Consider the following 25,908-nt stretch of genomic DNA (forward strand, 5'->3'; position numbering starts at 1 on the left):
CCCACCCAACCCAGGAGTGTCAGATGGAAGTACAGGTTGCCAGGATTGGCAAGCCCCACGGTATTCGCGGCGAGGTCACCGTGCAGCTATTCACCGACGCGCCGGAGGACAGGTTCGAGGCGGGTGCCATCTTCCGCGCTGAACCGGCCACCCTTGGCCCGCTGACGGTCAGTGGCGCCCGCTGGAACAAGGACATCCTGATCCTCGGCTTCGACGGGTACGCCGATCGCAATGCCGCCGAAACCCTCCGCGGAGCCAAACTTTTCATCGATACCCATGAGGCTGAGGACGACGACGACGACGCCTGGTACGAACACGAGCTGGTCGGCCTTGAAGCGCGGGTCGGGGACGACGTCGTTGGCAAGGTCAGCGGTCTTCGCACCCTCGAGGTGCAGGATCTGCTGATCGTCGAAACCTCCGCCGGACACGAGACGCTGGTGCCCTTCGTCAACGAAATTGTTCCCGAGGTCAATGTGGCGGGCGGCTACGTGCTGCTTACCCCACCGGCGGGCCTGTTCGAACTGAACCTGCCGGGCTCCAACCAGGCGGGTCCCGATGATGGGGAAGTCAGCGAGCTCGACGACGACGCCCCCGCAAACGACGCCCCGGCCGGTACCGAGGGCAGCGGACGCTAAGTGCGCATCGACGTCATCAGTATTTTCCCCGAGTATCTGGCCGCCCTTGACCTGTCGCTGATCGGCAAGGCGCGTCAGGACGGGTTGCTCGATCTGCGGGTCCATGACCTGCGCAGGTTCACCACCGACCGCCACCGCACCGTAGATGATACGCCCTACGGCGGCGGTGCGGGCATGGTGATGAAGCCTGAACCGTGGGCGTTGGCTCTGCAGTCAGTGATTGACGAGTCGCCGGCGGAGTGTCGCCCGGTGCTGATTGTTCCCTCTCCTGCGGGGGAGGTGTTCACTCAGCGCATGGCCAATGAACTTGCTGAGGAGCCGCAGCTGGCCTTCGCCTGCGGGAGGTACGAGGGGATCGACGAGCGGGTGCTCGACTGGGCCAGCGAGCAGTTCGAGGTCCGGCCGGTGAGCCTCGGCGACTACGTCCTCAACGGCGGAGAGGTGGCCGTGCTCGCGATGGTCGAAGCCGTCGGCAGGTTGCTGCCCGGAGTGGTGGGCAACCCGGAGTCACTCGTCGAAGAGTCCCATGCCGACGGGCTGCTGGAGTATCCGGTCTATACGAAGCCGTCCGACTGGCGTGGCCGGGGGATCCCCGAGGTCCTGCTCAGCGGCAACCACGCACGAATCGCCCAGTTCAGGCGTGACGAGCAGTTCCGTCGCACAGCCCAGCGCCGGCCGGACCTGCTGGAAGGGCTGTCGACTGAAACGCTGAGCACCGCGGACCTGGCAGCGTTGGCGGACTTGGGGTACGTCGTCGTCGACGGCGGGCTGAAGCGGCGGTCCGACGGTGCCTCGCCAGGCGATGACTGACCGAGCTCGTCGATATGGCATAATTGGCGTTTGTGTCGACTGGGTTGTTCCCTGCCACAGGGGGAGAACTACCAACAGGCTGACACGCCGGCGGCCCACCTATGAGTCTGCCGGTCTCCTAATTTTCCGGCGGACATTGCCTAGGCCCTGCCCGCTGTGACCAACGTGAATGACCTGTGGCGTTCACCAGGAGCAACAACCATGCATATTCTTGACTCCGTCGATGCAGCATCACTGCGCACCGACATTCCTGCATTCCGCGCCGGTGACAACCTCAAGGTGCACGTCAACATCATTGAAGGCAAGAACACCCGTGTCCAGATCTTCCAGGGCTTTGTTGTTGGCCGTCAGGGCGATGGCCTCCGCGAAACCTTCACCGTCCGTAAGATCAGTTTCGGTGTAGGCGTGGAGCGTACCTTCCCGGTTCACTCCCCAGTCCTTGACAAGATTGAGGTCGTTTCCCGCGGCGACGTCCGGCGCGCGAAGCTGTACTACATGCGCGACCTCCGCGGCAAGGCCGCCAAGATCAAGGAAAAGCGCGAACCCAAGACCGCCAAGTAACACCCTTTGTGAACCGCACCATGCCTGGATCGGATCGTCCCGGGCATGGTGCGCGAGCTCAACCAGAACGCCGGCCCCTTCGGGGCTGGCGTTTTGTGCTGTCCGCACTCCTTATTGCCGTGGTGGTGGCCTCTGTCCTCAGGGCCACCGTCGCCGACATTTACTACATCCCCTCCGCGTCCATGCAGCCGCTCCTCGAGGAAGGTGACCGGGTGCTGGTCTCCCGGGTCGACGGGGAACCGCAGCGCGGCGACGTCATTGTCTTCGACGGCCGGGGCTCTTTTGACCCGATCAGTGGGGGTGGACCCGCCGAAATCCTTGGCACGCTGGGGCACTGGCTCGGCGTGTCGGGCAGCGACACCGTCTACGTCAAACGGGTACTCGGCGTCGGCGGAGACACGGTGTCCTGCTGCAGCAGCCCGGGTGCGCAGATCGAGGTCAATGGGAACCAGCTCGCGGAGCCCTACGTTTTCCCCTCAGATGCCCCTAGCGACCAACAGTTCGAGGTTACGGTCCCACAGGGTAAATTGTGGGTAATGGGCGACCACCGCTCAGCGTCGTTCGATTCACGGTCGCTGCTGGGGGCACCGGGTGGGGGACTGGTCTCGACTGACCGGGTCCTTGGCCGGGCAGTGCACACCATCTGGCCGCCCTCACGGTATGGCCCCATTGAACGTTTCACCGATTGACCGACCACCAACTTTGAGGTAGTGACCTGCAGATGGCAACGAGCATCCCCGGCAAGCCCAACGACGACGCTGACGCCCGTCCGGATGCTACCCGCGCCTCGTCGGCGCGGAGCCACCGTCGTGGCTCCTCGAAAAGGAAGAAGACCGACGACGACGGCGCCCGCGGCTTAGGCGGCTGGCTCAAGGAAATCCTCATTATCGTGGGCATAGCGATCCTGCTGTCCTTCCTCATCAAGACATTCCTCTTCAGGGCCTTCTTCATCCCTTCGGGCTCGATGGAAAACACCCTCGAGGTTGACGACCGCATCTTCGTCAACCAGCTCGTACCCGCACCGTTTGACCTGCAGCGCGGCGACGTCGTCGTCTTCCAGGACAGCGAAGGGTGGCTGCCCACGCCGCCGCCCGGCACCGGTCCCGGCTCCAACTGGGTCAAGGACGGGCTGATCTTTGTGGGGCTGGCCCCGGATGACACCCAGCAGCACCTGGTGAAGCGGGTGATCGGCATGGCCGGCGACCGGGTGGTCTGCTGCGACGACGACGGGCGGATCACCGTCAACGGCGAACCTCTTGAGGAGCCGTATCTCTTTCCTGGCGCGAGCCCCTCCGACACCGAATTCGACGTGACAGTCCCCGAAGGGAAAATCTGGGTGATGGGCGATCACCGCAACGCGTCAGCAGACTCCCGCGCCAACATGGATAAACCAAACTCCGGGTTCATCGACGTGGAGGACATTGAAGGTAAAGCGGCGGTGATCGCCTGGCCGCTGGATCGGGCCGGTTTCCTCGGCAACTACCCCGGCGTTTTCGATAGCGTGCCCGAACCCGCGGTCGCGGCAGGCGAGACGGCCCCCTCATCGCGATGAGGTCAGCCGCTCCGACTCTCCGCTTTGAGCGGTCCTTCCTCGATGCTGGCCACCGGTACCTGGCTGGATGCGACGAGGTTGGCAGGGGAGCCCTCGCCGGACCGGTCTCGGTAGGGCTTGTCGTGATCGATCTGGGCGCCGTCAAGGGGCTGAGGGGGGTACGGGACAGCAAGCTGCTGTCGCCAGCGGACCGGGTCCAACTGGTACCGCGGATCAAAAAATGGGCCCTCGCCCACGGGGTGGGGCATGCCAGCGCCGCCGAGATAGACACCGTCGGGCTGATGCGTGCGCTGCAGTTGGCAGGCAACCGGGCGTGGGAGCAGGTGGCTGCTACCGTGCGGCCCGATGCGGTGATCCTCGACGGGAACCACGATTGGCTTTCACCGCGTGAGCAGGCGGCACTGTTCGACGCCGAGACGTTCGAGACTGAAGCCACCACCCTCGGCGCCTTTCGCACCGCTGTGGCGGAGGTGGTGACCGGCTGCGACGTTCCCGTCCACACCCGGATCAAGGCCGATCTGAAGTGCCTCAGCGTCGCTGCGGCGAGCGTGCTGGCCAAGGTGGAGCGGGACGCCATGATGGTGGCCTACGCCGCCGACCATCCGCAGTATGGCTGGGACATCAACAAAGGGTATGCCACCGTTGGTCACCGCGCAGCGATCGACGGGCTGGGTCCCACCGGCCTGCACCGCACCACCTGGCGGTTGGGGACCAGGGGCCGAATCAGCATGCCGCGGATGGAAAGTGGGAGATGATGGGGACATGAGCGCTGAGGATCTTGAGAACTACGAAACCGACATGGAGCTGCAGCTCTACCGCGAGTACCGCGACGTGGTCGGCCTGTTCAGCTACGTGGTGGAAACCGAACGTCGATTTTATCTGGCCAACCACGTCGACCTGCAGGCGCGATCGGCCGACGGCGAGATCTACTTCGATCTGACGCTCCAGGACGCGTGGGTATGGGATGTCTACCGCACGGCGCGGTTCGTGAAAAATGTCAGGGTGATCACCTTCAAGGACGTCAACGTCGAAGAACTGACCAAGTCGGACGACATTGCGCTCCCCAAAGACGGCTCGCTCGGGAACTGATCTCCCACCTACCTCTTGACGCCTTGCCCGGCGCCCGCTAACGTACAACCGCATGGTTATAGATGAGCTATCCGAGGTCGAAGTGGACCGCCTGTTTCAGGCACTCGCCGATGCCACCCGGCGCGACATTGTCGCCCGAGCACTGGTCAGTGATCATTCAGTATCCGGTTTGGCCGCCCACTACGCCATGAGTTTCGCCGCGGTGCAAAAGCATGTGGCGGTCCTGGAGCGCGCGTCTCTTGTGACGAAGGAGAAGCGCGGACGGGAGCAGATTGTGCGGGTCCATCTTGATGGGTTGAGACGGGCACGGCGGCTGCTTGAGGAGTACGAGGCGATCTGGCGGCAACGCGTCGACCGGATTTCCGCCATCCTGGCTGAGGAACAAGGGAAATCACCATCATGACAGTTATCAGTTCACACAAAGACCCCGAGGCATTGACCCTCACAGTCATTGCCGAATTCGAGGCAAGCGCCGAGCGGTTATGGCAGGTGTGGGCGGACCCGCGGCAACTCGAGCGCTGGTGGGGTCCACCCACTTGGCCCGCAACCTTCGAAAGCCACGACTTCGTCCCGGGTGGGAAGGCCGGCTACTTCATGACCGGTCCCAATGGGGAGAAGAGCCGCGGCTGGTGGACGTTCACCACCATCACTGAGCCGACTCATCTTGAGTTCGACGACGGATTCGCCGATGACAACGGAGCCCCGGTGGATGAGCTAGGAACTACCCATGGTTCAGTCACCTTCGAGGCCATCGACGGCGGGACTCGAATGACGACCGTGTCGAGTTTTGAGAGTCTCGACCAGCTGGAGAAAATGATCGCCATGGGAATGGAAGAAGGCATCAAAGAGGCGATGGGTCAGATCGAATCGGTCCTGGAGCGCTAGCCGGTCTAGCCCGGTCCAACCCGCCTGGTCCGCCAAACCCGCCGACTTCCAAACCGGCCGTTGCTTACCCTCCTTCACCGGCACCCGTCCTGCACAGGACGGGTGCCGGTGGGTTTTCCCACATAGCCGACATTTCGTGACACCACCGGTGCCAGCCAGATCAAGCTGGAACCGGAGGTGTTGTGATGTTGGCGAAAGACAGGTTGGGCCGTAGGGGAGAGGCGCTGGCTGCCGCGTATCTCGAAGGTGTGGGTTTGGATCTGGTGGATCATAATTGGCGGTGCCCGCACGGCGAGATTGATCTGGTGGCCATTGACGGCTCCACCCTGGTTGTCATTGAGGTGAAGACCCGCTCCTCGTTGGATTTTGGCCATCCGCTGGAGGGCATCAACGCAGCCAAGCTGCAGCGCCTCTATCTGCTGGCGGCTCAATGGGCCCTTGCCCATGACCTGCGCTTCCTGGAGGTGCGGGTGGATGCTGTGGCAGTGGTTGACGACGGCACCGGTCATCCGCAGATCGAGTACCTGAGGGCGGTGAGCTGATGCCACTGGGACGCACCTATGCAGTGTCGCTCGTCGGGCTGAACGGCTACATCGTCGAGGTGGAGGCCGACATCGGGCAAACCCTCCCTGCCTTCGTGATCCTGGGACTCCCCGACGCGTCGCTGAATGAGGCCCGCGAACGGATTCGGGCAGCCGCCCGTAACGCTGGTCTTCCCCTCAGCCGCCGGAAGATCACCGTCAACCTGATTCCCGCCTCACTTCACAAGCGAGGCTCAGGTTTTGACCTGGCCATCGTGATGGCAGCGCTGGCCGCCACCGGTGATGTTCGCGGCTGCGCCGATACGGTGTTCATTGCCGAAGTGGGCCTCGACGGTCGGCTGCGGCCGGTCAGCGGAGTGCTCCCCGCCGTCATGGCTGGTGTCAAGGCCGGCTACACGCGGTTTGTCGTGGCCACCGGAAACCACGGGGAAGCAGGGCTGGTTCCGCAGGCCGAGGTGAAAGGGTTCGCCAGCCTGGCCGAGGTATTCCTCGCCTTCGGCGCCGATCCAGCACGAGTGACTCTCCCCGATTCCAGGCTGAGCTCGGTGCCGGCACCTGCGCCTGTGTCGCCACCTTCACGGGCCCCGCTGAAGGACATGGCCGACATTGCCGGCCAATCCACTGCCCGCTTCGCCGTCGAAATCGCTGCGGCCGGTGCCCACCACATGATGATGGTGGGCCCACCCGGCGCCGGTAAGACAATGCTGGTCGAACGCATGCCCGGCATTCTCCCCGACCTCAGCGACGAGGAGGCAATCGAGGTGACAGCCATCCACTCGCTCGGGCGAATCCTCTCCTGTCGCGGCTTGCAGCGACGACCGCCCTTTGAAAGCCCCCATCACACGTCGTCGACCGCCTCAATCATTGGCGGCGGTAGCGGCATTCCACGCCCCGGCGCGGCATCGCGGGCGCACCGCGGCGTGCTCTTTCTCGACGAGGCCCCCGAATACCAGCGCGGTGTCCTTGAGGCGCTCCGCGAACCGTTGGAGAGTGGAGAACTGGTGCTGCACCGCTCGGCGGGCACCGCGTCCTATCCCGCCCGGTTTCAGCTCGTGATGGCGCTCAATCCCTGTCCCTGCGGCCTGGCCACCGGTAAAGGGATTGACTGCGTGTGCTCCGCAGAACGCCGCCGCCGATACTTCAACCGCCTTTCCCAACCGCTTCTCGACCGGGTGGACCTCCAGCTCACCGTCTCCCGGGTCTCCCTTGCCGACTACGCCGACGGCGCAACGGCCGAAGCGTCACATGTCATCGCGGGCAGGGTCGCCGCAGCGCGTGCTGCCCAACGGGAACGGCTGGCCGCATGGGACGCCACCACCAATGCCGAGATGTCCTCCGCGGTGCTGAACGACGAGCTCAAGCTACCGAGAACCGTCACAGCACCAGTGGACCGGGCTATGGATAAGCAGACCCTGACGATGCGCGGGCACGATCGGGTGCTCAGGGTGGCCTGGACCCTCGCCGATCTGGGCGGACGCACATCACCCACCACCTACGACGTTGAGGTTGCCTTGAATTTTCGCTTGCAGGAGAGTGCCTCATGACCATCTCGACCGATCCAACGGTCATCGCCCGGGCCGCGCTCTCCCGGCTTTTTGAACCATCTGACACGGTAGGTCTCGCCCTGACCGTCGCCGCTGGACCGGTCGACGCCTTGAGGATCGCCACCGGTCAAGTAGTGGTCGGAGCACTGATAGCCCGCGAAATAGCAGAACTGCTGGAATCGCACGGGATCAGTAGCCGCGCTCAGACACTCCAGCAGGCGTTGGAACGGTGGAAACCACGAGTCGCCGACCTTGCGCCCGACCGGGATCTCGCAACGCTTGAACGGCTCGGCGGAATCCTGATTACCCCCGAAAGCGCCCTGTGGCCCGGAGCACTTGACGACCTGCAGCTTTCAGCCCCCTCCTGCCTTTGGGCCCGGGGTGACCTTTCAGCGGGATTGCCCGAACTTGACCGGATGGTGGCAGTAGTTGGCTCACGGGACAGCACCGCCTATGGGGCAGCCGTCACGGGGGACATCGCGGCTGGCCTGGTCATGCGTGGCTACACCGTGGTGTCGGGTGGGGCCTACGGGATCGACGCCCAGGCGCACCGCTCTGCACTTGCCGCGGCGGGAGAGGACCGCCCGGTGCCGACCATCGGGGTAACTGCGTGCGGCGTCGACCGTTACTATCCCGCGGGCAACGAGCAACTGCTCCGCGAAACAGCGCGACGCGGCCTACTGGTCGCGGAAGTACCGCCCGGCTCCTCTCCAACACGGTGGCGGTTCCTGCAACGCAACCGTCTCATCGCCGCCCTGTGCGCGGTGACAGTGGTTGTTGAGGCACGGTGGCGGTCTGGGGCACTGAACACCGCGCACCACGCGGCAGGCCTAGGACGAGCGGTCGGGGCAGTGCCGGGATCTGTGCATTCGGCGAACTCGGCCGGATGCCATCGGCTGCTGCGCGACGGAAGCGCCATCTGCGTCACCGACGCTGCGGAGATCGCCGAACTCGCTGGGCCGATCGGCGCGATGATCGTCCCCGAACCCGACCAGGAGGTGGCGGTTCACGACGGACTTAGTGTCGAAGACCTACTCCTCCTCGACGCCCTCCCCGTGCGGGCGTCCACCACTGTCGACAAGCTCGCCTCGGTCGCTGGCCTGAGTATCCGTGATGTCCTGGCGGGGCTGAGCCGGTTGGATCTCAGCGCCCTCGCGGAACGAACCGACGACGGCGGATGGCGTCGCGGAAACATCCACCGCCATCACACCTGAGAAGCAACGATAAGAAAGGAACCATCCCATGAAGACTCATCGATTTATCGCCTCTCCAATCGGCAGGCTATTACTGGTCGTGGAACGAGGTGCACTGACGGCTGTCTATCACGAAGTCCATGAACCGCAGCCGGTGCCATCGGCCGTCGGAGTCCCGTTCGCCACGCTCGCGGTCGCCCAAAGCGCTGCGGGTACACCGGTGGGCCCACCGGCCACACCGTCGGGACCCAAAGCCGAGGGTCCGGGCGGTAGGGAGTCGCATGGCAAGGAGGTAGGAGTAAGGAAGCCCGAAGGTAAAAACCCAGCAGACAGCGGCATCACCGCTGCAGCCCTGAAGGCAGACGCCGCCACCTATGAGCGTGCCACGGATCAGTTTTCGGCCTACTTTGCAGGCACAAGACGAGCCTTTAGCCTTCCCGTCCACGCCAGCGGAACCGATTTTCAGCAGCAGGTCTGGGGCGCCGTGTTGGGCATTGCCTACGGCGAAACGCGCAGTTACAAGGAATTGGCCGCCCAATTGGGCAATCCGTCGATGGGGAGGGCCATCGGTGCCGCTATCCGGGTCAACCCGTTGGCTATCATCATCCCGGGACACCGGGTGGTGAGGTCCACCGGCGGAATCACCGGGTACTCTGCCGGCCCGGACGTCAAAAGGTTCCTGCTCGACCTTGAGGCGGGTGATGCTGCCCGACCGGCGGCCTGACAGCGATTCCATCCGCAGCCCGTGGCAGCCCGTGAACAGCCGTGGCAGACCGTAGCAGCCCTAGACCGCCCTTTGAATCGCACCTGACCAGCCCGTGAACCGCGGCGCGGAGCGCCTCCTTGAGGATGCACCTCCCAGGGCTCACAGTAGGAGGATGCAGCAACTGCCCGAATCGTTCGAACCCATCGTGGAGCGGTACCAGAGCTACCTGAGCGCTGAACGCAACCGCTCGGTCCACACGATCCGCGCCTACCTCACCGACCTTGGCGGGCTGCTCCGCTTCGCTCACACTGCGGGGGTGACCAGCCTGGATGAGCTGACCCTGGCTGATCTCCGATGCTGGCTGGGATCGATGGATGCGCAGGGCCAGGCACGGTCGACTATCGCTCGGCGCGCAGCCACCGTCCGGAGTTTCCTGGCCTGGGCGGTGCGCGAGGAACTCATCGACGCGAATCCGGCGCTGCGCCTCCGCGCCCCCAAACGGGAAAAGACGCTGCCGGGAGTCCTTTCCGGAAAGCAGCTCGATGGGGTGTTTGGAACACTGCGCACTGCTGCAGCCGAGGGTGACCCGGTGGCGATCAGGGACGCCGCACTCGTCGAGGTGCTCTATGGCACGGGTATCAGGGTGGGGGAGTTGGTCGGTCTCGACGTTGACCACCTCGATATGGACCGCCGCACCCTCCGCGTGGTCGGCAAAGGCAATAAGGAACGCACCGTTCCGTATGGGGTGCCCGCCGCCCATGCACTGGATGACTGGCTTCGCCGTGGCCGCCCTGAGCTGGCCGCACCCGGAAGCGGTTACGCCTTGTTCCTCGGCCAACGCGGCGGACGGCTGGATCAGCGACAGGTCCGGTCAACGGTCGAGAAACTCTTCGCCGGCATTGAGGGCACCTCGGCAACCGGTCCGCACGCGCTCCGACACAGTACCGCCACCCATCTTCTGGACGGGGGCGCCGACTTGAGGGCCGTGCAGGAGATTCTCGGGCACTCCAGCCTTGCCACCACCCAGATCTACACCCACGTATCGGTCGACCGGCTCCGAAAGAGCTATGAGCAGGCCCATCCGCGGGCCTAGCGAATGGTCTCGGAAATGAGTGCACGTAGCAGCTCCATAGTCACAGTGGCGCAATGTGGCGATGTAAGGCAGAATAAATCGTAGTCTGCCGTGTCGGCAGACACATCCAGAAGATTTCGTTCCCGTTGCAGGTCGTTGGGGAAGACGTACCTACAGCTATGGAGGATGGAATGTCTGGTATCACGGCGCGCGGAGTGTTGTATATTCACTCAGCCCCTTCTGCGTTATGCCCTCATATCGAGTGGGCGATCGGTTCGGTGATTGAACAGCGAACCGATCTTGAGTGGTCCCCTCAACCCGCCTCACCGGGTATGTCCAGGGCCGAACTGTCATGGGTCGGATCCCAGGGATCCGGAGCCCAGCTGGCCTCAGCACTGCGGGGCTGGGCGCACCTGCGCTACGAGGTCACCGAAGAGCAGAGCGCCGGCGCCGATGGTGGCCGATGGTCGCACACCCCCGAGTTGGGCATCTTCCACGCCACCACTGACGTGCATGGCAACATCATGGTCACTGAGGACCGCATCCGCTATGCCTACGAAACCGGCGCGGGGGATCCCGCTGCTGTTTACCATGAGCTGTCGCTGGCCCTTGGCGAGTCGTGGGACGATGAGCTTGAACCGTTCCGCCATGCCGCCGAGGGCGCGCCGGTCAGGTGGCTCCACCAGGTGGGCTGACACCCACGAGCGGGCTGACCACGCCTGACAGCTCGACCACGCCTGACAGCCTGTCACCATTCCTACAGCAGAAGGCGCCGAGCCCCGAGGGCCGGCGCCTTCTGCGTCAACGGTTCCACTAGCGACTGGCTAGACGCTGCGCACCACAATCACTGCGTTGTGTCCACCGAAGCCAAACGAGTTGCTCAAGGCGACCAGGTCGCCCTCGGGCAGCGTTCGTTCGGTGGTAACGATGTCCAACGGAATCTCGGGATCCTGATGTTCCAGGTTGATGGTCACTGGCAGCTTGCGGTCGTACACAGCAAGAACCGTCATGACTGCCTCTACTGCTCCCGAGGCGCCCAGTAGATGGCCGGTCTGTGACTTGGTCGCCGACACCGCAACATTGTCGATATGCGAGCCGAGAGCTGTCTTCAACGCCACGTACTCGGGCTTGTCGCCCACCGGGGTGGACGTCGCGTGAGCGTTGACGTGGGCGATGTCGGACGGCTGCACCCTGGCATCGAACATGGCTGCCTTCAGGGCACGGGTTGCGCCCAGTCCGCCGGGATCAGGGGCGGTGATGTGGTAGGCATCAGCGGTGACCGACGTACCAGCCAATTCGGCGTAGATCCGGGCGCCGCGGGCCAGCGCGTGTTCTTCCGCCTCGATCAGGAGTGCTCCAGCGCCCTCACCCATGACGAACCCATCGCGCCCGGTGTCGTAGGGCCGGGACGCGTGCTCGGGATCATCGTTGCGGCGGGACAGCGCATGCATGGAGGCGAATGCAGCAATGGGCATTGGGTGGATGGCCGCTTCGGCGCCGCCGCACATCACGACGTCGGCTTTGCCGGAGCGGATCAGCTCGAGTCCCTGATGCAGGGCTTCGGTTCCTGAGGCACACGCCGACACGGGCGTGTGCGCTCCAGCGCGGGCGCCGAGGTCGAGGCTGACAGCCGCGGCGGGACCGTTGGGCATCAGCATGGGCACCGTCATGGGCAGCACCCGTCGGGGGCCTTTGGCGCGGAGCGTGTCCCAGGCATCCAGCAGCGTCCAGACGCCGCCGATGCCGGTGGCAAAGGCGACAGCAAAGCGGTCATGATCAATCTGTTCAAGCCCTGAATCCCGCCACGCTTCACGGGCTGCGATGACCGCGAACTGGGTGGAGGGGTCCATGCGCTTCGCTTCGACTCGTGAGAGGACCTCGAGGGCGGGGGTGGTGACCTGTGCGGCGAAGGTTACGGGCAGTTCGTACTCCTGGACCCAGTCGGCTTCGATGGTTCGAGCACCGGAGACCCCTTTGAGGGCGTTCTTCCACATGGTGGGAACGTCTCCGCCGATGGGCGTCGTCGCGCCGAGCCCGGTGATGACTACTTTGCGTGCCATGGTTCACTCTCTAAAACGTGGGGGTGGTGCTGTGGAACGTGCTGGTGGGGCCCTTCGGAACCACCAGCACCGACTCGTGCTGGTGGTCCCGAAGGCAGGGATTACTTAGGCCTGCGCGCCGGAGATGAAGTTGACGGCGTCGCCGACGGTCTTCAGGTTCTTGACCTCTTCGTCGGGGATCCGAACGCCGAACTTTTCCTCGGCGTTGACCACAATGGTCATCATTGAGATGGAGTCGATGTCCAGGTCATCGGTGAAGGACTTGTCCATCTCAACCGACTCTGGTGCCAGACCAGTTTCCTCGTTGACGATTTCGGCCAGTCCGGCCAGGATTTCTTCGTTGCTAGCCATGGATGGCTCCTTTTCTTGTCTTGCCGGATCACAGATCCGACATGGATAATCAAACCGCGGTTGACGGCTTGGCTTGGGGGAAACTAGGGAAGCACTACCACCTGTGCGCCGAACACCAGCCCGGCACCAAAACCGATCTGCAGGGCAAGGCCACCCCTGAGGGTCGGGTGTTCCTGCAGCAGACGGTGCATTGCCAGCGGAATTGAAGCGGCGGAGGTGTTTCCTGCGTCAACGATATCGCGAGCCACCTCGACGTGCTCGGGAAGCTTCAATTGTTTAACCATCTCGTCGATGATCCGGATGTTGGCCTGGTGGGGGACAAACGCAACGAGGTCCTCGGCGGTGATGCCCGCCGCGTCAAGGGCCTGTTGGGCTACCTTGGCCATTTCCCAGACCGCCCACCGAAACACCGTTTGACCGTCCTGGCGCATGGTGGGCCAAGAAGCTTTCGGCGCGTCGTCGAGTGACCCGCCCCCCGCGGCAACCGAGGCCAACTCGGCGTCGCGAATATCCAGCAGCGAGTGGGACATCCTGATGGCCTGGTGCTTGCTGCCGTCCGAACCCCAGACCGATGGGCCGATGCCGGCGCTGTCGGACGGCCCAATGATGACTGCCCCAGCGCCATCCCCGAGGAGGAAGGAGATCGTCCGGTCGGCGTTGTCGATGAAGTCCGAAAGCTTTTCAACGCCGACCACCAGGACGTACTCGGCGGTTCCGGCATGAACCATGGCGTCAGCCTGGGCGATGCCGTAGCAGTAGCCCGCACACGCAGCCGAGATGTCGTAGGCGGGCGCCGGTGTGGCACCCAGGCGGTCGGTGAGGTGTGCAGCCGCCGACGGCGTGGCGTAGGGGTGAGTGACGGTCGAGACCAGGACCGCGCCCAGTTGTGACGCCTCAATCCCGGCATTCTCCAGGGCGGCCCGCGCGGCGGCCTCCGCCATGTCGATCACGCTGGTGTCCCGATCAGCGCGATGCCGGGTGACGATGCCGGTGCGCTGGCGGATCCACTCGTCTGAGGAGTCGATCCACTGACAGATATCCTCATTGGTGACAATGACGTCGGGACGGAAGACCCCGATGCCATGGATACGTGTGTGCTCGCGCAGTGGAGCTTGCTTTAGAGCCGGGACGTTCACTGGTGCCCTTCTGCGATGGGGAAAATGACCGGATCGGGTGTACGGGAATGCTCGTCGATAAACGACGCCGCAGCATCAAGATCTTCTGGTGATTTTACGGCCAATGTCGGTGTGCCGCGCATTCCGCGCTTCATCAAGCCCGTAAGGGTTCCCGCCGGCGACAGTTCGACGACGCCGGTCACGCCCATCTGCTCCAGACGCGCCATGCAAAGATCCCAACGCACCGGCCGGGAAACCTGGGCGATCAGACTGTCAAGATTGCCGTCCCCGGTGACCACCGGTGCCCCGTCGAAGTTCGAGAGCAGGGTCGCGACGGGATCCATTGGCGTCAGGGTGGACCGCAGCTCCTGAAGAGCGGCGGCGGCGGGGCTCATGTGGTGGGTGTGAAAGGCGCCGGCAACCTTCAGGGGAATGACCCTGGCCTTCGCTGGCGGGTCGGCGGTGAGTGCTGCCAGTTGCTCAAGGGTTCCGGCGGCGACCACCTGGCCACCGCCGTTACTGTTTGCTGGTGTCAGCCCGTGCCGTGCCAGGACGTCGGCGACGTCGTCGGGGTCGCCCCCCAAGACCGCACTCATCCCGGTGGCGACTACAGCCCCGGCTTCGGCCATGGCGGTGGCCCGTACCCGGACAAAGGACACAGCGTCCTGTTCGGACAACGATCCGGCAACGGCCGACGCCGTCAACTCGCCCACCGAGTGTCCGGCCACCACCGTTGCAGCGGTCATCGGACGGTCGGCGAGCAGCACGCGGGCTGTCACCAACCCGGCAGCGACGATGAGGGGCTGTGCAACGGCTGTGTCCTTGATTGTTTCCTCGCCGGATGTGGTGCCGTGCTGGATCAGATCCAGGCCAGCCTGGGCGCTGAGGGACGCGAGATGTTCAGGGACGCCCGGGAGTTCCAACCAGGGTCGCAGGAAACCGGGTGTTTGGGACCCCTGACCGGGGCAGACGATTGCAAGCACTTATCAAGCTTTCCAAACTGGGAGAGGATTATTGGGTGTCCTGGTGCACGAAGCTCCGGGGTCCGCTTTGTAGGAAGTCTACAACGACCCGGCGGGTTACGGACGAGTAACCGGACGCTCCGGCGGCGTCGCGGGCGGCTGACTCAACCGCCCTACCACCAGTGCTGTCTGGAGCACAAACGCTTCACGGGGGAGTAGCGGGTCCCAGCCGGTGATGTCGCAGACACGACGGAGTCGGTACCGAACGGTGTTGGCGTGGACGAACAGTTCGCGCGAGGTGGCTTCGAGCGAGTGCCCCAGATTCAGGTAGGCCGACAGTGTCTCCGCAAGGCCGTTTGACGCGCCGACCAGCGGACGGTAGATATTCCGGATCAGCGCTTTTCGTGCCGTGTCGTCCCCGGAAATGACCCGCTCGGGCCACAGATCGTCAGCCGCGACCGGGCGCGGCGCGGCGGGCCAGGCCCGTGCCGCGGTGAGACCGGCGAACGCTGCCTGCGCGGAGCCGCTCGCTGCCACCAGCGATTCGGATTCGGGTCCGTAGACCACCTGTCCCGGCCCGAAAAGGTCACTGAGCCGGCTGTAGGTGTTCTCAGAGTTTTCCACGCCGCCGAGCACCAGGATGAGACGGTCGCCCTGGATACCCACCAGAGTGTCTTCAGCGATCCTGTCGGTGGTGCGTCGCAACTCGTTCAGGAACATCGCGTTTGGCTCCGGCGGTGAACTGCCCACCATCACGGTGATCCGGGCCTGGGATTTCCAGCCCACCGCGGCAATCCGGGAGCGCAGGGCGTCGGAACTTTCCCCGCGGAGGATGGCATCGACCACCAGCGCCTCAAGGCGGGTGTCCCACGATCCACGAGTTTCAGCGGCCCGGGCATAGACGTCGGCGGCCGCGAAGGCCACCTCCCGCGAATAGCGCAGAACCGCTTCGCGGAGCGCCCCCTGGTCGGCGTCGGCCGCGAGGTCAGGCACCCGGTCCTCCACCACCTGAACCACCACGCGGATCAGTTGCAGGGCTTTTTGCAGGCTGATGGAGCGGGTGAGTTCGGTGGGTGCCGTGCCGAAGACGTCGCTGAGCACCCAGGCGGGGGACACCGGGCGTTGATACCAGTTCACGAAGGAGGCGATGCCCTTTTGCGCCACCAGGCCCAGCGCGGACCGCTCATCGGGGCGCAGACCGCGGTACCAGGGCAGCGAAGCGTCGAGTTGCTGAAGGGTGGCCGTCGACAGGGCACCGATCTTTGCCTTCAACCGAACCAGGGTGTCAGGGTCGGCTACCGGGATCTGGGACCTGCGGGAACTGGGTGGAAAAGGGTGTTCGGACACAGGCATTTCTTGAGCATACGTCCGAAGCGGGGTCATGACCCATTTTGTGTGGAGGCTACAAACACGCCGCGAACCCGATCGGCGCACAACGAGGGGTGCCCCGGCACCCAGGTCCGCCGGTTCTCACCGGCGAACCCGAGTCCCGGGGCAGTTTCTAGGACGGTGCTGACTCCACCATTGGGCTAGCTGTCGCCGCCGGTATTCCCGGTGGTGCCAGCGTTGACGTCTAGCAGCCTGTACTTGTCGATCGCCTCAGCCGGCGCACCAGTGTCGACCTCTCCACGGCGTGCCAGCATCTCGAGTGCCCGCACCACCACCGAGTGGCTGTCGATCTTGAAGAACCGGCGCGCAGCAGCCCGGGTGTCGGAGAAGCCGAAGCCGTCAGCTCCGAGCGTCGCGAACTCGTTGGGCAAGAACTGCCGGATCTGGTCCGGTACGGCTTTCATGTAGTCGGTCACAGCCACAATGGGGCCGGTGGCGCCTTCGAGTTGCTGGGTGATGAACGGTACCCGCGCCTCGTCGGACGGGTGCAGGAACGCTTCTTCCTCGGCCGCCAGCCCGTCGCGGCGAAGTTCGGTCCACGAGGTGACCGACCAGACATCAGCCGAGACACCCCAGTCCTCGGCGAGGATCCGCTGAGCGTCGAGTGCCCACGGAACGGACACGCCGGAGGCGAGCAACTGGGTCCGTGGACCGTCGATCTTGGCCGGGGACACCAGGTAGATACCCTTGAGCAGGCCCTCGACGTCGAGCTCTTCCGGCTCTTTCGGCTGCAGGATCGGCTCGTTGTAGACGGTGATGTAGTACATAAGATTCCGGTCGTCCGAACCCTCCCCGTACATCCGGTTCAATCCGTCCCGCATGATGTGGCCAATTTCGTAGCCATACGCCGGGTCATAGGTGACCACTGCGGGGTTAGTGGAGGCCAGGAGCGGCGAATGACCGTCAGCGTGCTGCAGTCCCTCACCGGTCAGAGTGGTGCGGCCAGCCGTTGCCCCGATGATGAACCCGCGGGTCATCTGGTCGGCCGCCGCCCAGTAGGAGTCGCCGGTGCGCTGGAACCCGAACATCGAGTAGAACACGTAGACCGGGATCAACGGTTCGCCGTGCGTGGCGTAGGCAGTACCCGCCGCAGTGAACGCCGCAACAGATCCGGCCTCGTTGATGCCGGCATGCAGGATCTGCCCTTCGACCGACTCCTTGTAGGCTAGGACCAGGTCCCGGTCCACCGACAGATAGTTCTGACCGTTGGGGTTGTAGATCTTCGCCGTCGGGAAGAAGGAGTCCATCCCGAAGGTGCGGGCCTCGTCGGGAATGATGGGGACAATTCGTTTTCCGAATTCCTTGTCCCGCATCAGGTCCTTCAACAACCTCACGAACGCCATGGTGGTGGCGGCCTGCTGCTTTCCGGAGCCACGTTTGGCTACCTCGTAGGCCTTGTCACCCGGAAGGGTGATCTCGGTGTGCTCTTTCCGGCGCTCCGGGACGAAACCGCCGAGTGCCTTCCGGCGTTCGAGCAGGTACTTAATCTCCGGGGCATCAGCGCCGGGGTGGTAGTACGGCGCGTTGTAGAGATCGTCGTCGATCTGCTCATCGGTGACCGGGATGCGGAGGTGATCCCTGAACGCCTTCAAATCATCCGAGGTGAGCTTCTTCATTTGGTGGGTCGCGTTGCGCCCCTCGAAGTGCGGCCCCAGGCCGTAACCCTTGACGGTCTTCGCCAGGATGACCGTCGGCTTGCCCTTGAATTCGGTGGCTGCCTTGTAGGCGGCGAAGACCTTACGGTAATCGTGTCCACCGCGCTTGAGCTTCCAGACCTTGTCGTCACTGTAATCGGCGACCATTTCCTTGGTCTGCGGGGTCTTGCCGAAGAAATGGTCGCGAACGAATCCACCGGACTCGGCCTTGTAGGTCTGGTAATCGCCGTCGGGGGTCGAGTTCATGATCCCCACCAGGGATCCGTCCTCGTCCTTCTCCAGCAACTCGTCCCACTCGCGGCCCCACACCACCTTGATGACGTTCCAGCCGGCGCCCCTGAAGAAGGCTTCCAGTTCCTGCATGATCTTGCCGTTACCGCGGACCGGTCCGTCAAGACGCTGCAGGTTGCAGTTGATGACAAAGTTCAGGTTGTCGAGGCGTTCATTGGCTGCGAGCTGCAGCAGGCCACGCGACTCGGGCTCATCCATCTCGCCGTCGCCAAGGAAGGCCCACACCTGCTGGTCCGACGTGTCCTTGATGCCACGGTTGTGGAGGTACCGGTTGGACTGGGCCTGGTAAATAGCGTTCATGGGGCCGATGCCCATGGAGACGGTCGGGAATTCCCAGAACTCCGGCATCAGACGGGGGTGCGGATAGGAGGAGAGGGCGTGGCCCTCCTTTGACTTCTCCTGACGGAACCCGTTCAGATCTTCCTCGGTCAGGCGACCCTCAAGGTAGGCCCTGGCGTACATGCCGGGGGACGCGTGACCCTGGAAGAACACCTGGTCACCACCCCCGGGGTGATCCTTGCCACGGAAGAAGTGGTTGAAGCCAACCTCGTACAGGGTGGCGGCGCCCGCATAGGTGGAAATGTGTCCGCCCACCCCGATCTCGGGGCGCTGGGCGCGGTGCACCATAACCGCGGCGTTCCAGCGCATCCACGCCCGGAACTTCCGCTCAATTTCCTCGTCGCCGGGGAAATCCGGTTCCTGATCCACCGGGATGGTGTTCACGTAGTCAGTGGTTGTCACCATCGGCACGCCAACGCTGCGCGCACCAGCGCGCTGCAGCAGTGAACGCATGATGAACTGGGCCCGTTCGGTGCCCTGGACCCGGATCAAGTCATCGAGTGATTCGATCCACTCTGCTGTTTCCTCCGGATCACCGTCCGTGCCGCCGGTCAAACTGCTCAGAATTTCCGGTCCACCCTGCTCTACAGCCACGCCAAACCTCTCCCGCTCCGCAGATGATGTCTGCGGTGCTTAAAACTCCTGCAACGGAGCAGTACTCCGCAGCCTGTCTGGAGCCACAATCCAAGATCGCCGGATCGTGACGGATCACCTAGTTACTCTAACCGCGACGCGCCGGGGATGCGTAGCCGAGACTGGGGGGCGGGTCCGCATTCTGCTCTCGGCACAGGCCAGGGCCCCGTCACGCAGGTGAACGCCCGGAACCCGCCGGGCCACCGCAGCTATAAGGTGTAGCTAGGCACTCTCAGGATTAAGACGAAATCCGCGCTGGCTTGATGCATGGCGTTAAAGGGTGTTGGCTGGTAATAATGCATATCAACGTAACTAGTGGTCCCTCCCTCCGGGCGGCCCACAGTCTTCCGGGAGGACAACAGTGAGCGAGGCCGAAGCCGCCACAGCGGATACCGTGGCGGGCAAGTTGGGTTTCAAGAACGGGGACCTGCTGCAGGAACTCGGATACGACGAGGATGTGGACTTTGATTTTCGGGCCACCCTCGAAGATGAAACCGGGTCGGAATTGCTCACCGAAGACGACCAGGACGTGGTTGACGGGGTGCTCCTCTGGTGGCGCAGCGAGGACGGAGACCTGGTGGATGCGCTCGTTGATGCCTTAATCTGCCTCGGCGAAGGCGGTACCGTGTGGGTCCTTACCCCCAAGTCAGGACGCGATGGCTACGTGGCGCCGGCGCTTATCCAGGAGGCAGCGCCGACCGCCGGGCTCCATGCGACCTCGTCGGCCGGGGTCTCCAAAGACTGGGCAGCCACCCGATTGGTGAGCCGGCGGAAAAGCTAGCGTGAGCCGGGTTCCGGCGGTCGGCGAGGCAGCGCCGGACTTCGAACTAGCCAACCAGTTCGGCGAGCCGGTCCGCCTCAGCAGCCTGCACGGAACCCCCGTGGCGCTGGTCTTCTATCCCTTCGCCTTCTCGGGGGTATGTACCGTCGAACTGTGCGAACTGCGGGACAACCTGGCTATGTTCGACGACGACGGCGTGCGCCTCCTGGGCATCTCGGTCGACTCCAGATACACCCTCCGCTCCTATGCCCAGGACCAGGGGCTCAGGTTCGACCTCCTGGCCGACTTCTGGCCGCATGGCGACGTCGCCGCTCGGTACGGGGCGTTCGACACCACCCGCGGTTACGCTGAACGGGTGACCTTCCTGATCGACGCAGCCGGAATCATCGCGGCGACGTTCCGGACCCAGCTGGGAGAGCCCCGCCACCTGGACGACTACCGGGCCGCGCTGACGGCCCTCCCCGCACCAGTCCGGCACCCCGGGTCATGACAGGCAACGCCGTGGACCCACTGACGTCGCCGGGTTTGGGCCTGACTGGATTCGCCAGTGGGGATCCTGCCGCCGGCGAAACCCTCACCCAGGAACAGCGTCAGCGGATGGGGGAGGTGATCAGCCTCCTCAGTGGGCACCGACTCGCCGTCCTCACCGGCGCCGGCCTGAGCACCGACTCCGGAATCCCCGACTATCGGGGCCCGCAATCGGTCCCCCGCAGCCCGATGACCTACCAGCAATTCGTCGGGGACGAGGCGCTGCGACGTCGTTACTGGGCCCGCAATCACGTGGGCTGGCATCACCTCCGCCATGCTGATCCCAATCCCGGACACCAGGCGCTGGCCGCGCTGGAGGCCCGGGGGCTGCTCTCCGGGCTGATCACCCAAAACGTTGACCGGCTCCACTCGGCGGCTGGGCAGGCGGAAGTGATCGACCTGCACGGCACCTATGATCGCGTGGTCTGCCTGCAGTGCCGCCGGCACTACAGCAGGTCGGATATCGCTGTCCTCCTCGAACGGCTCAACCCCGGCTACCTTGAACGGCAGTCCAACGCCGGGGACGTGGCGCCTGACGCCGACGCCGACGTCGATGACACCGGCGACTTTGTGATAGCCCCGTGCCCCAACTGCGGGGGCATGCTGAAGCCGGACTTCGTGTATTTCGGGGAGAACGTTCCGAAGGATCGGGTCGCCCAGGCCTACCTGGTGGTCGATTCGGGCGATGCGCTCCTCGTTGCTGGATCGTCGCTGACCGTGATGAGCGGGCTGCGGTTCGTCCGCCACGCCGCGAAGGCTGGTAAGCCGGTTGTCATCATCAACCGGGGGATGACCCGCGGCGACGATCTGGCGAGCATCCTCGTGGATCTGGGAGTCTCGGAAGCCCTCACTTTCCTCGCCGAATCGTTGCCCAATCTTCAGTAGCCGTGGGTGCACACCGATTGGCGTTCGATCTGGAATGCCAGTAGAGTAATCCTTCGTTGGTTGGCCGGTCCCAGGACCGGCAATCAGGTGTTTGGGTCTTTAGCTCAGCTGGTAGAGCGCCACGTTTACACCGTGGATGTCATCGGTTCGATCCCGGTAGGACCCACCAGCAAAACCCCGCCTTTCCAAGCAATAATGCTTGAGGAGGCGGGGTTTTTCAGTTTCTGGGCAGGACATTTCAGAGTAGGTAGAGGGCGGGGAACCGAACGTGAACGGAAAAGTATCCAACCGCGCCGCCGGCGCCGTGCTGGGGTGCCTGGTGGCGGGACTGGTCGGTTGCTCGGCAGCCGATGGGGGAGTGATGGGCGGCGCCGAAACCAACGAGGTCTCCCAGCAGCGGTTCCTGTCTGAACTGCGCGACGCCGCCCCGGATTCGGTGTACTCCAAGGACGAGCAACTCATCGCCACGGGCGAGCGGATCTGCGAGGAGCTGGCCGCTGGCGCTGACCTGGAGGAACTTGGCGCGCGTGACCCGGCGGAAAACCTCACCGACGAAACCGTCGACCGTATCCGGATCACCCAGGCCCTGGCGTCAGAGCACCTCTGCCCGGACGCCGCCTGACTATTTGACCTTGTCCAGTTCGTCGCCGAGCGGTCCGGCCAGCGCCCGGCTGAAGGCTGTCGTGATGTGGTGCTCGTCCCGGTAGACCAGCAGGTTGCCGATGATCGACGGACAGGTTTCGGTACATAGATAGCCGTTGAGGTCAACAAACGACGCGTTCGACCCCGCCGCGGCGGCCCGCTTCTCAATGGCGACGATCTCATTATCGAGGCCCTCAGCGCGCAACAGGTCACAGGCGTTGGCGTCCTCGGTGTGCTGGGATAGGCAGGACAGGGGCGATGCGGGATGCCGTGGCGTGTCAGCCAGCACCAGGGCACGCGATGACTCGGGGAGAGCTGACAGCGTGGAACCCAGCCCCGCTTCCCACTGCCCCAGCAGTCCAGTCGACGAGTCGGCCGGGACGACGTCGCCGTAATTGCTGAGCAGGACCAGTTCGGGATCCAGGTCCTCGATGTAGTCAAGAGCGCTCTGACGCCACTGCTCGCACTCCGCATAGGGTGACTGTTCGTGGAGGATCTCGATGTCCACCGATGGGCAACTGGACTTGGTGAGGTTGTGGAGGCGATACGAACTGCCGGTGGCGTACGCCTCGACGGCCGGGAACCACTGAGCCGCATGGGAGTCACCGAACAGGACAATATCCAGGTCAGCCTCCTCGTCGCCATATATGCATCCTGCCTGAACTTCCGTCACGGAAAAATCGGCGTGGCAGCCGTCGTCGTAGGTCTCCGGGATGCTGTCCGGTGCGTCGCGCAGGGTGGGGGTCAGATTGGCGGGAACGAACGTCGATCCGGTTGGCGTGACCTGCAGTGGCTGCGATGCGGCATCCCTGGAGGAAGCAATCGGAGTGGTGCTCTGCACAGCGCTGAGTCCCGCGGCAGTCGAAGCGAACACCAGTGACGCGAGCGCCGCCAGGACGATGACCCGGCGCGACCGTACCGGGCCCGCCAAGGGATGCCGGAAGCGGTTCTCGACGTACGTGTACAATAAGACCGCGAGCGGGACGCTCAGCGCCCCCAGGGCGAGGGTCAGGGGCAGCGGTAGTGGGTTTTCGTAGCCGACCGCCGCCTGAGGGATAATCAGCAGCGGCCAATGCACCAGATAGATGGAATAGGACCAGGCGCCCACCTTCTGCATCGGTGCACGGCTCAGCAGCACTCCGGCGCCGGCGCCCGGTCGAGGGCTGCCGCAGACGATGATGAGGGCCGTGGACAGCACGGGGAGCAACGCAGCCCAACCAGGGAACACCGTCGTCGCGTTCAGGGCAACCAGGCTCGCCCCGATACCCACCAGTCCCACCCAACTGCCGATGGCCGAGGATCGGGCGTTAAGGTTGATCAGTCCCGCGTGCACTGCGAAGGCCGCCAGCGCGCCTACGCCCAGCTCCCAGGCCCGGGCCGGCAGCAGAAAGAAGGCAGCCGGCTGCGAGGTACTGGTCAGGATGACGCAGGTGATGAAGGATAGGACCACGAGGGCCAGCACCACCCAGAACAGGCGCGTGATGGATTTGCGGACGGCGATGAAACCCACCAGCAGGATCAGCGGCCAAAAGAGGTAGAACTGCTCCTCGATCCCCAGCGACCAATAGTGTTGGAAGGGCGATGGAGCTGTTTCCGCGAGGTAATCCGAGCCCTGCGCGGCGAACAACACATTGGGGACATACAGTGCGGAGGCGATAGCGTCCTGTAGCGCCCCCGGGCGGGTGGAGGGGGGGAGGAACAGCACCGACGCCACAGTGGTCAGTGCCAGCACTACGAAGGACGCCGGGATGATCCGCCTGATTCGTTTGGCGTAAAACTCGCCGAACGGGATCCGGCCGCGGGCCTTGATCATGGAAATCAGCTGGCCGGTGATCAGGAATCCGGAAATGACAAAGAAGATGTCCACTCCGACGTAACCGCCAGGGACCGCCGCGAGACCAGCATGATAGAGGACCACCGCGCCCACAGCAACAGCGCGCAAACCCTGAATATCCGGCCGGAACGGAGCCGACTGCCGGGCAGTTGGTCGCGAAATGACAAGTCCTTCCCTGGCAAACATCTCGTCCCAATCTATCAAGTCGGCACCAATGGATCGATTCGGTGCCCGTCGGTGGCAGGCTCACGACGGCGAAGCTCCTTCATCATCCGACGCCGTCTGGCCAGTGGACTACCAGCGGTAATAGGGTGGAAGGACTACTTCGTGGCGCAGAGCTGCCTGGCTGGCCGCGCATCGGCCCCCGCGGTTGGGGGCATTACCCCAGTATTGGAGACTTCATGAGTGCACAGATCGGTGTCACAGGCCTAGCGGTTATGGGCGCAAACCTGGCCCGTAACCTTGCCCGCAACGGTTACACAGTCGCACTGCACAACCGTTCGGTCGAGAAGACCGACATCCTGCTGGAGAAGCATGGGCAGGAAGGCGACTTCATCCGCACCGAGACCCTGCAGGAACTGGTCGACTCCCTGGAGACACCGCGCCGGGTACTGATCATGGTCAAAGCGGGAGCGCCCGTGGACTCAGTGATCAGCCAGCTCGAGCCGCTGCTGGAAAAGGGCGACATCATTATCGACGCCGGCAACTCGCACTACGAAGACACCCGCCGCCGTGAAGCGTCCCTCGCCCAGAAAGACCTGCACTTTGTGGGCGTCGGCGTCTCCGGCGGTGAAGAAGGGGCCCTGCTGGGTCCCTCGATCATGCCGGGTGGCTCCCGCGAGTCGTACGATTCGCTGGGGCCCATGCTCGAAAAGATTTCAGCCAAGTACGACGGCGAGCCGTGCTGCCGCTGGATCGGCACCGATGGCGCCGGCCACTTCGTGAAGATGGTGCACAACGGGATTGAGTACGCCGATATGCAGGTCATCGGCGAGGCTTATGACCTGCTCCGGTCCGGCGCGGGCATTGAGCCGGCCGAACAAGCTGCGATCTTCACCGAGTGGAACACCGGCACCCTGTCCTCCTTCCTGATCGAGATCACCGCCGAGGTCCTCGCCCACACCGACGCGGCCACGGGCAAGCCCTTCATCGACGTCGTCGTCGACTCCGCCGGCCAGAAGGGCACCGGCCGCTGGACTGTCGTCTCGGCGCTGGAGCTGGGCAGCCCGACGTCGGGAATCGCGGAATCGGTGTTCGCCCGCGGACTGTCGTCCCAGCGGGACCAGCGCGCCGAAGCGCAGGAAATCCTCACCGGCCACGAGGGTGCCGTGGAGCTGCCCGAGTCCTTCGTCGAAGACGTTCGTCTGGCGCTCTACGCCTCGAAGCTGGTCAGCTACGCCCAGGGCATCGACATGCTCACCGCGGCCGCCAAGGAGTACGGCTGGGAACTGAAGCTCGACGAGATCGCGTCGCTGTGGCGCGCCGGCTGCATTATCCGTGCTGAACTCCTTGACGACATTATGAAGGCCTACGCCGAAGCCGACAGCCATCCGCTTAACCTGCTTCTCGCCCCGGCCTTCGCCGAGTCGATCGCCGGTGCGGTTCCGGCCTGGCGCCGGGTAGTTTCCACGGCAGTGCAGCTGGGCATCCCGGTACCGGTGTTCTCGGCGTCGTTGGCCTATTACGACGGCCTGCGTCGCCGTCGGCTGCCTGCAGCCCTCACCCAGGGGTTGCGCGACCTGTTCGGCGCGCACACCTACAACCGGGTGGACAAGGACGGTACCTTCCATACCCTGTGGGGCGAGGACAAATCTGAAATCGAAGCGGTGGACACCCACTAGTCCGTTAAATGAC

Annotated in this window: 27 protein-coding genes and 1 tRNA gene; 21 read left to right on the forward strand and 7 right to left on the reverse strand. The window is 64.1% G+C overall.

The window, feature by feature from the left end:
- Positions 1-23: 23 nt before the first annotated feature.
- The 15 genes from rimM to ACX80G_RS08145 all read left to right on the forward strand — a co-directional run bounded on the left by rimM (position 24) and on the right by ACX80G_RS08145 (position 11,284).
- On the forward strand, positions 24-635 hold the full coding sequence (rimM, locus tag ACX80G_RS08075; RefSeq protein ID WP_459307084.1) for a ribosome maturation factor RimM: 612 nt from the start codon (positions 24-26) through the stop codon (positions 633-635).
- A complete protein-coding gene (gene trmD, locus ACX80G_RS08080; protein ID WP_459307086.1) occupies positions 636-1,445 on the forward strand; it encodes a tRNA (guanosine(37)-N1)-methyltransferase TrmD in 810 nt (269 codons plus the stop codon).
- A gap of 201 nt (positions 1,446-1,646) precedes the next feature.
- Positions 1,647-2,006, forward strand: a complete 360-nt coding sequence (gene rplS, locus ACX80G_RS08085) for a 50S ribosomal protein L19 (RefSeq protein ID WP_459307088.1) — start codon at positions 1,647-1,649, stop codon at positions 2,004-2,006.
- 95 nt (positions 2,007-2,101) lie between these two features.
- Entirely contained in the window at positions 2,102-2,695 is a 594-nt protein-coding gene (gene lepB, locus ACX80G_RS08090) for a signal peptidase I (protein WP_459307090.1), read from the forward strand.
- A gap of 32 nt (positions 2,696-2,727) precedes the next feature.
- On the forward strand, positions 2,728-3,558 hold the full coding sequence (gene lepB, locus ACX80G_RS08095) for a signal peptidase I (RefSeq protein WP_459307092.1): 831 nt from the start codon (positions 2,728-2,730) through the stop codon (positions 3,556-3,558).
- Positions 3,555-4,313, forward strand: coding sequence for a ribonuclease HII (gene rnhB / locus ACX80G_RS08100; RefSeq protein WP_459307094.1), 759 nt, complete (start codon positions 3,555-3,557; stop codon positions 4,311-4,313). Before lepB (ACX80G_RS08095) ends, rnhB begins: the two co-directional genes overlap by 4 nt.
- A 7-nt stretch (positions 4,314-4,320) precedes the next feature.
- Entirely contained in the window at positions 4,321-4,647 is a 327-nt protein-coding gene (locus ACX80G_RS08105) for a DUF2469 domain-containing protein (protein WP_459307096.1), read from the forward strand.
- Positions 4,648-4,699: 52 nt separating this feature from the next.
- On the forward strand, positions 4,700-5,050 hold the full coding sequence (locus tag ACX80G_RS08110) for an ArsR/SmtB family transcription factor (protein WP_459307098.1): 351 nt from the start codon (positions 4,700-4,702) through the stop codon (positions 5,048-5,050).
- A complete protein-coding gene (locus ACX80G_RS08115) occupies positions 5,047-5,532 on the forward strand; it encodes an SRPBCC family protein (RefSeq protein WP_459307100.1) in 486 nt (161 codons plus the stop codon). Before ACX80G_RS08110 ends, ACX80G_RS08115 begins: the two co-directional genes overlap by 4 nt.
- A gap of 185 nt (positions 5,533-5,717) precedes the next feature.
- Complete coding sequence (locus ACX80G_RS08120; protein WP_459307102.1) at positions 5,718-6,074, forward strand: YraN family protein; 357 nt, start codon at positions 5,718-5,720, stop codon at positions 6,072-6,074.
- Positions 6,074-7,618: a YifB family Mg chelatase-like AAA ATPase gene (locus ACX80G_RS08125; protein ID WP_459307104.1), complete on the forward strand. Its 1,545-nt coding sequence runs from the start codon at positions 6,074-6,076 to the stop codon at positions 7,616-7,618. The genes ACX80G_RS08120 and ACX80G_RS08125 overlap by 1 nt, the downstream gene beginning before the upstream one ends.
- On the forward strand, positions 7,615-8,832 hold the full coding sequence (gene dprA, locus ACX80G_RS08130) for a DNA-processing protein DprA (protein WP_459307106.1): 1,218 nt from the start codon (positions 7,615-7,617) through the stop codon (positions 8,830-8,832). The genes ACX80G_RS08125 and dprA overlap by 4 nt, the downstream gene beginning before the upstream one ends.
- Positions 8,833-8,860: 28 nt before the next feature.
- Positions 8,861-9,535, forward strand: a complete 675-nt coding sequence (locus ACX80G_RS08135) for a methylated-DNA--[protein]-cysteine S-methyltransferase (protein ID WP_459307108.1) — start codon at positions 8,861-8,863, stop codon at positions 9,533-9,535.
- 154 nt (positions 9,536-9,689) lie between these two features.
- Positions 9,690-10,610 (forward strand): tyrosine recombinase XerC, encoded by a 921-nt coding sequence (locus tag ACX80G_RS08140; protein ID WP_459307110.1) that lies wholly within the window; start codon positions 9,690-9,692, stop codon positions 10,608-10,610.
- Between the two features lie 170 nt (positions 10,611-10,780).
- Positions 10,781-11,284, forward strand: a complete 504-nt coding sequence (locus ACX80G_RS08145) for a DUF3145 domain-containing protein (RefSeq protein WP_459307112.1) — start codon at positions 10,781-10,783, stop codon at positions 11,282-11,284.
- Positions 11,285-11,413: 129 nt separating this feature from the next.
- Here the strand turns inward: ACX80G_RS08145 and fabF are convergent, their stop codons facing one another.
- The 6 genes from fabF to aceE all read right to left on the reverse strand — a co-directional run bounded on the left by fabF (position 11,414) and on the right by aceE (position 19,345).
- Positions 11,414-12,649 (reverse strand): beta-ketoacyl-ACP synthase II, encoded by a 1,236-nt coding sequence (gene fabF, locus ACX80G_RS08150; RefSeq protein WP_459307114.1) that lies wholly within the window; start codon positions 12,647-12,649, stop codon positions 11,414-11,416.
- Between the two features lie 105 nt (positions 12,650-12,754).
- On the reverse strand, positions 12,755-13,000 hold the full coding sequence (locus tag ACX80G_RS08155; RefSeq protein ID WP_019482900.1) for an acyl carrier protein: 246 nt from the start codon (positions 12,998-13,000) through the stop codon (positions 12,755-12,757).
- 83 nt (positions 13,001-13,083) lie between these two features.
- Entirely contained in the window at positions 13,084-14,136 is a 1,053-nt protein-coding gene (locus ACX80G_RS08160) for a beta-ketoacyl-ACP synthase III (RefSeq protein ID WP_459307116.1), read from the reverse strand.
- Entirely contained in the window at positions 14,133-15,098 is a 966-nt protein-coding gene (locus tag ACX80G_RS08165) for an ACP S-malonyltransferase (RefSeq protein ID WP_459307118.1), read from the reverse strand. The genes ACX80G_RS08160 and ACX80G_RS08165 overlap by 4 nt, the downstream gene beginning before the upstream one ends.
- A 96-nt stretch (positions 15,099-15,194) precedes the next feature.
- Positions 15,195-16,430, reverse strand: coding sequence for a PucR family transcriptional regulator (locus tag ACX80G_RS08170; RefSeq protein ID WP_459307120.1), 1,236 nt, complete (start codon positions 16,428-16,430; stop codon positions 15,195-15,197).
- A gap of 176 nt (positions 16,431-16,606) precedes the next feature.
- The gene (aceE, locus tag ACX80G_RS08175; RefSeq protein WP_459307122.1) at positions 16,607-19,345 is read right to left on the reverse strand and encodes a pyruvate dehydrogenase (acetyl-transferring), homodimeric type; all 2,739 of its coding nucleotides are present in this window, start codon (positions 19,343-19,345) and stop codon (positions 16,607-16,609) included.
- 400 nt (positions 19,346-19,745) lie between these two features.
- On the opposite strand from aceE, the gene ACX80G_RS08180 reads away from it, so the two are divergent.
- From ACX80G_RS08180 to ACX80G_RS08200, 5 genes are all read left to right on the forward strand, one after another.
- Positions 19,746-20,165, forward strand: a complete 420-nt coding sequence (locus tag ACX80G_RS08180; protein ID WP_459307124.1) for a DUF3052 domain-containing protein — start codon at positions 19,746-19,748, stop codon at positions 20,163-20,165.
- A gap of 1 nt (position 20,166) precedes the next feature.
- On the forward strand, positions 20,167-20,655 hold the full coding sequence (locus tag ACX80G_RS08185; protein ID WP_459307126.1) for a peroxiredoxin: 489 nt from the start codon (positions 20,167-20,169) through the stop codon (positions 20,653-20,655).
- Positions 20,652-21,578 (forward strand): NAD-dependent protein deacetylase, encoded by a 927-nt coding sequence (locus tag ACX80G_RS08190; RefSeq protein ID WP_459307128.1) that lies wholly within the window; start codon positions 20,652-20,654, stop codon positions 21,576-21,578. Before ACX80G_RS08185 ends, ACX80G_RS08190 begins: the two co-directional genes overlap by 4 nt.
- A gap of 93 nt (positions 21,579-21,671) precedes the next feature.
- Positions 21,672-21,747 (forward strand) — tRNA-Val (locus ACX80G_RS08195).
- Positions 21,748-21,846: 99 nt separating this feature from the next.
- The gene (locus ACX80G_RS08200) at positions 21,847-22,200 is read left to right on the forward strand and encodes a DUF732 domain-containing protein (protein WP_459307130.1); all 354 of its coding nucleotides are present in this window, start codon (positions 21,847-21,849) and stop codon (positions 22,198-22,200) included.
- Here ACX80G_RS08200 and ACX80G_RS08205 read toward each other — a convergent pair whose 3' ends face one another.
- The gene (locus ACX80G_RS08205; RefSeq protein ID WP_459307132.1) at positions 22,201-24,240 is read right to left on the reverse strand and encodes an acyltransferase family protein; all 2,040 of its coding nucleotides are present in this window, start codon (positions 24,238-24,240) and stop codon (positions 22,201-22,203) included.
- A gap of 215 nt (positions 24,241-24,455) precedes the next feature.
- Between ACX80G_RS08205 and gnd the strand changes: the two genes are divergently transcribed.
- Entirely contained in the window at positions 24,456-25,895 is a 1,440-nt protein-coding gene (gene gnd, locus ACX80G_RS08210) for an NADP-dependent phosphogluconate dehydrogenase (RefSeq protein WP_459307134.1), read from the forward strand.
- Positions 25,896-25,908: the final 13 nt, after the last annotated feature.

This window comes from Arthrobacter glycogeni, from assembly GCF_054510815.1.

Coding starts and splice junctions, on each gene's coding strand:
- rimM (WP_459307084.1), top strand. CDS start 24: ATGGAAGTACAGGTTGCCAGGATTGGCAAGCCCCACGGTATTCGCGGC.
- rplS (WP_459307088.1), top strand. CDS start 1,647: ATGCATATTCTTGACTCCGTCGATGCAGCATCACTGCGCACCGACATT.
- lepB (WP_459307092.1), top strand. CDS start 2,728: ATGGCAACGAGCATCCCCGGCAAGCCCAACGACGACGCTGACGCCCGT.
- rnhB (WP_459307094.1), top strand. CDS start 3,555: ATGAGGTCAGCCGCTCCGACTCTCCGCTTTGAGCGGTCCTTCCTCGAT.
- ACX80G_RS08105 (WP_459307096.1), top strand. CDS start 4,321: ATGAGCGCTGAGGATCTTGAGAACTACGAAACCGACATGGAGCTGCAG.
- ACX80G_RS08110 (WP_459307098.1), top strand. CDS start 4,700: ATGGTTATAGATGAGCTATCCGAGGTCGAAGTGGACCGCCTGTTTCAG.
- ACX80G_RS08115 (WP_459307100.1), top strand. CDS start 5,047: ATGACAGTTATCAGTTCACACAAAGACCCCGAGGCATTGACCCTCACA.
- ACX80G_RS08120 (WP_459307102.1), top strand. CDS start 5,718: ATGTTGGCGAAAGACAGGTTGGGCCGTAGGGGAGAGGCGCTGGCTGCC.
- ACX80G_RS08125 (WP_459307104.1), top strand. CDS start 6,074: ATGCCACTGGGACGCACCTATGCAGTGTCGCTCGTCGGGCTGAACGGC.
- dprA (WP_459307106.1), top strand. CDS start 7,615: ATGACCATCTCGACCGATCCAACGGTCATCGCCCGGGCCGCGCTCTCC.
- ACX80G_RS08135 (WP_459307108.1), top strand. CDS start 8,861: ATGAAGACTCATCGATTTATCGCCTCTCCAATCGGCAGGCTATTACTG.
- ACX80G_RS08140 (WP_459307110.1), top strand. CDS start 9,690: ATGCAGCAACTGCCCGAATCGTTCGAACCCATCGTGGAGCGGTACCAG.
- ACX80G_RS08145 (WP_459307112.1), top strand. CDS start 10,781: ATGTCTGGTATCACGGCGCGCGGAGTGTTGTATATTCACTCAGCCCCT.
- fabF (WP_459307114.1), bottom strand. CDS start 12,649: ATGGCACGCAAAGTAGTCATCACCGGGCTCGGCGCGACGACGCCCATC.
- ACX80G_RS08155 (WP_019482900.1), bottom strand. CDS start 13,000: ATGGCTAGCAACGAAGAAATCCTGGCCGGACTGGCCGAAATCGTCAAC.
- ACX80G_RS08170 (WP_459307120.1), bottom strand. CDS start 16,430: ATGCCTGTGTCCGAACACCCTTTTCCACCCAGTTCCCGCAGGTCCCAG.
- ACX80G_RS08190 (WP_459307128.1), top strand. CDS start 20,652: ATGACAGGCAACGCCGTGGACCCACTGACGTCGCCGGGTTTGGGCCTG.
- ACX80G_RS08205 (WP_459307132.1), bottom strand. CDS start 24,240: ATGTTTGCCAGGGAAGGACTTGTCATTTCGCGACCAACTGCCCGGCAG.
- gnd (WP_459307134.1), top strand. CDS start 24,456: ATGAGTGCACAGATCGGTGTCACAGGCCTAGCGGTTATGGGCGCAAAC.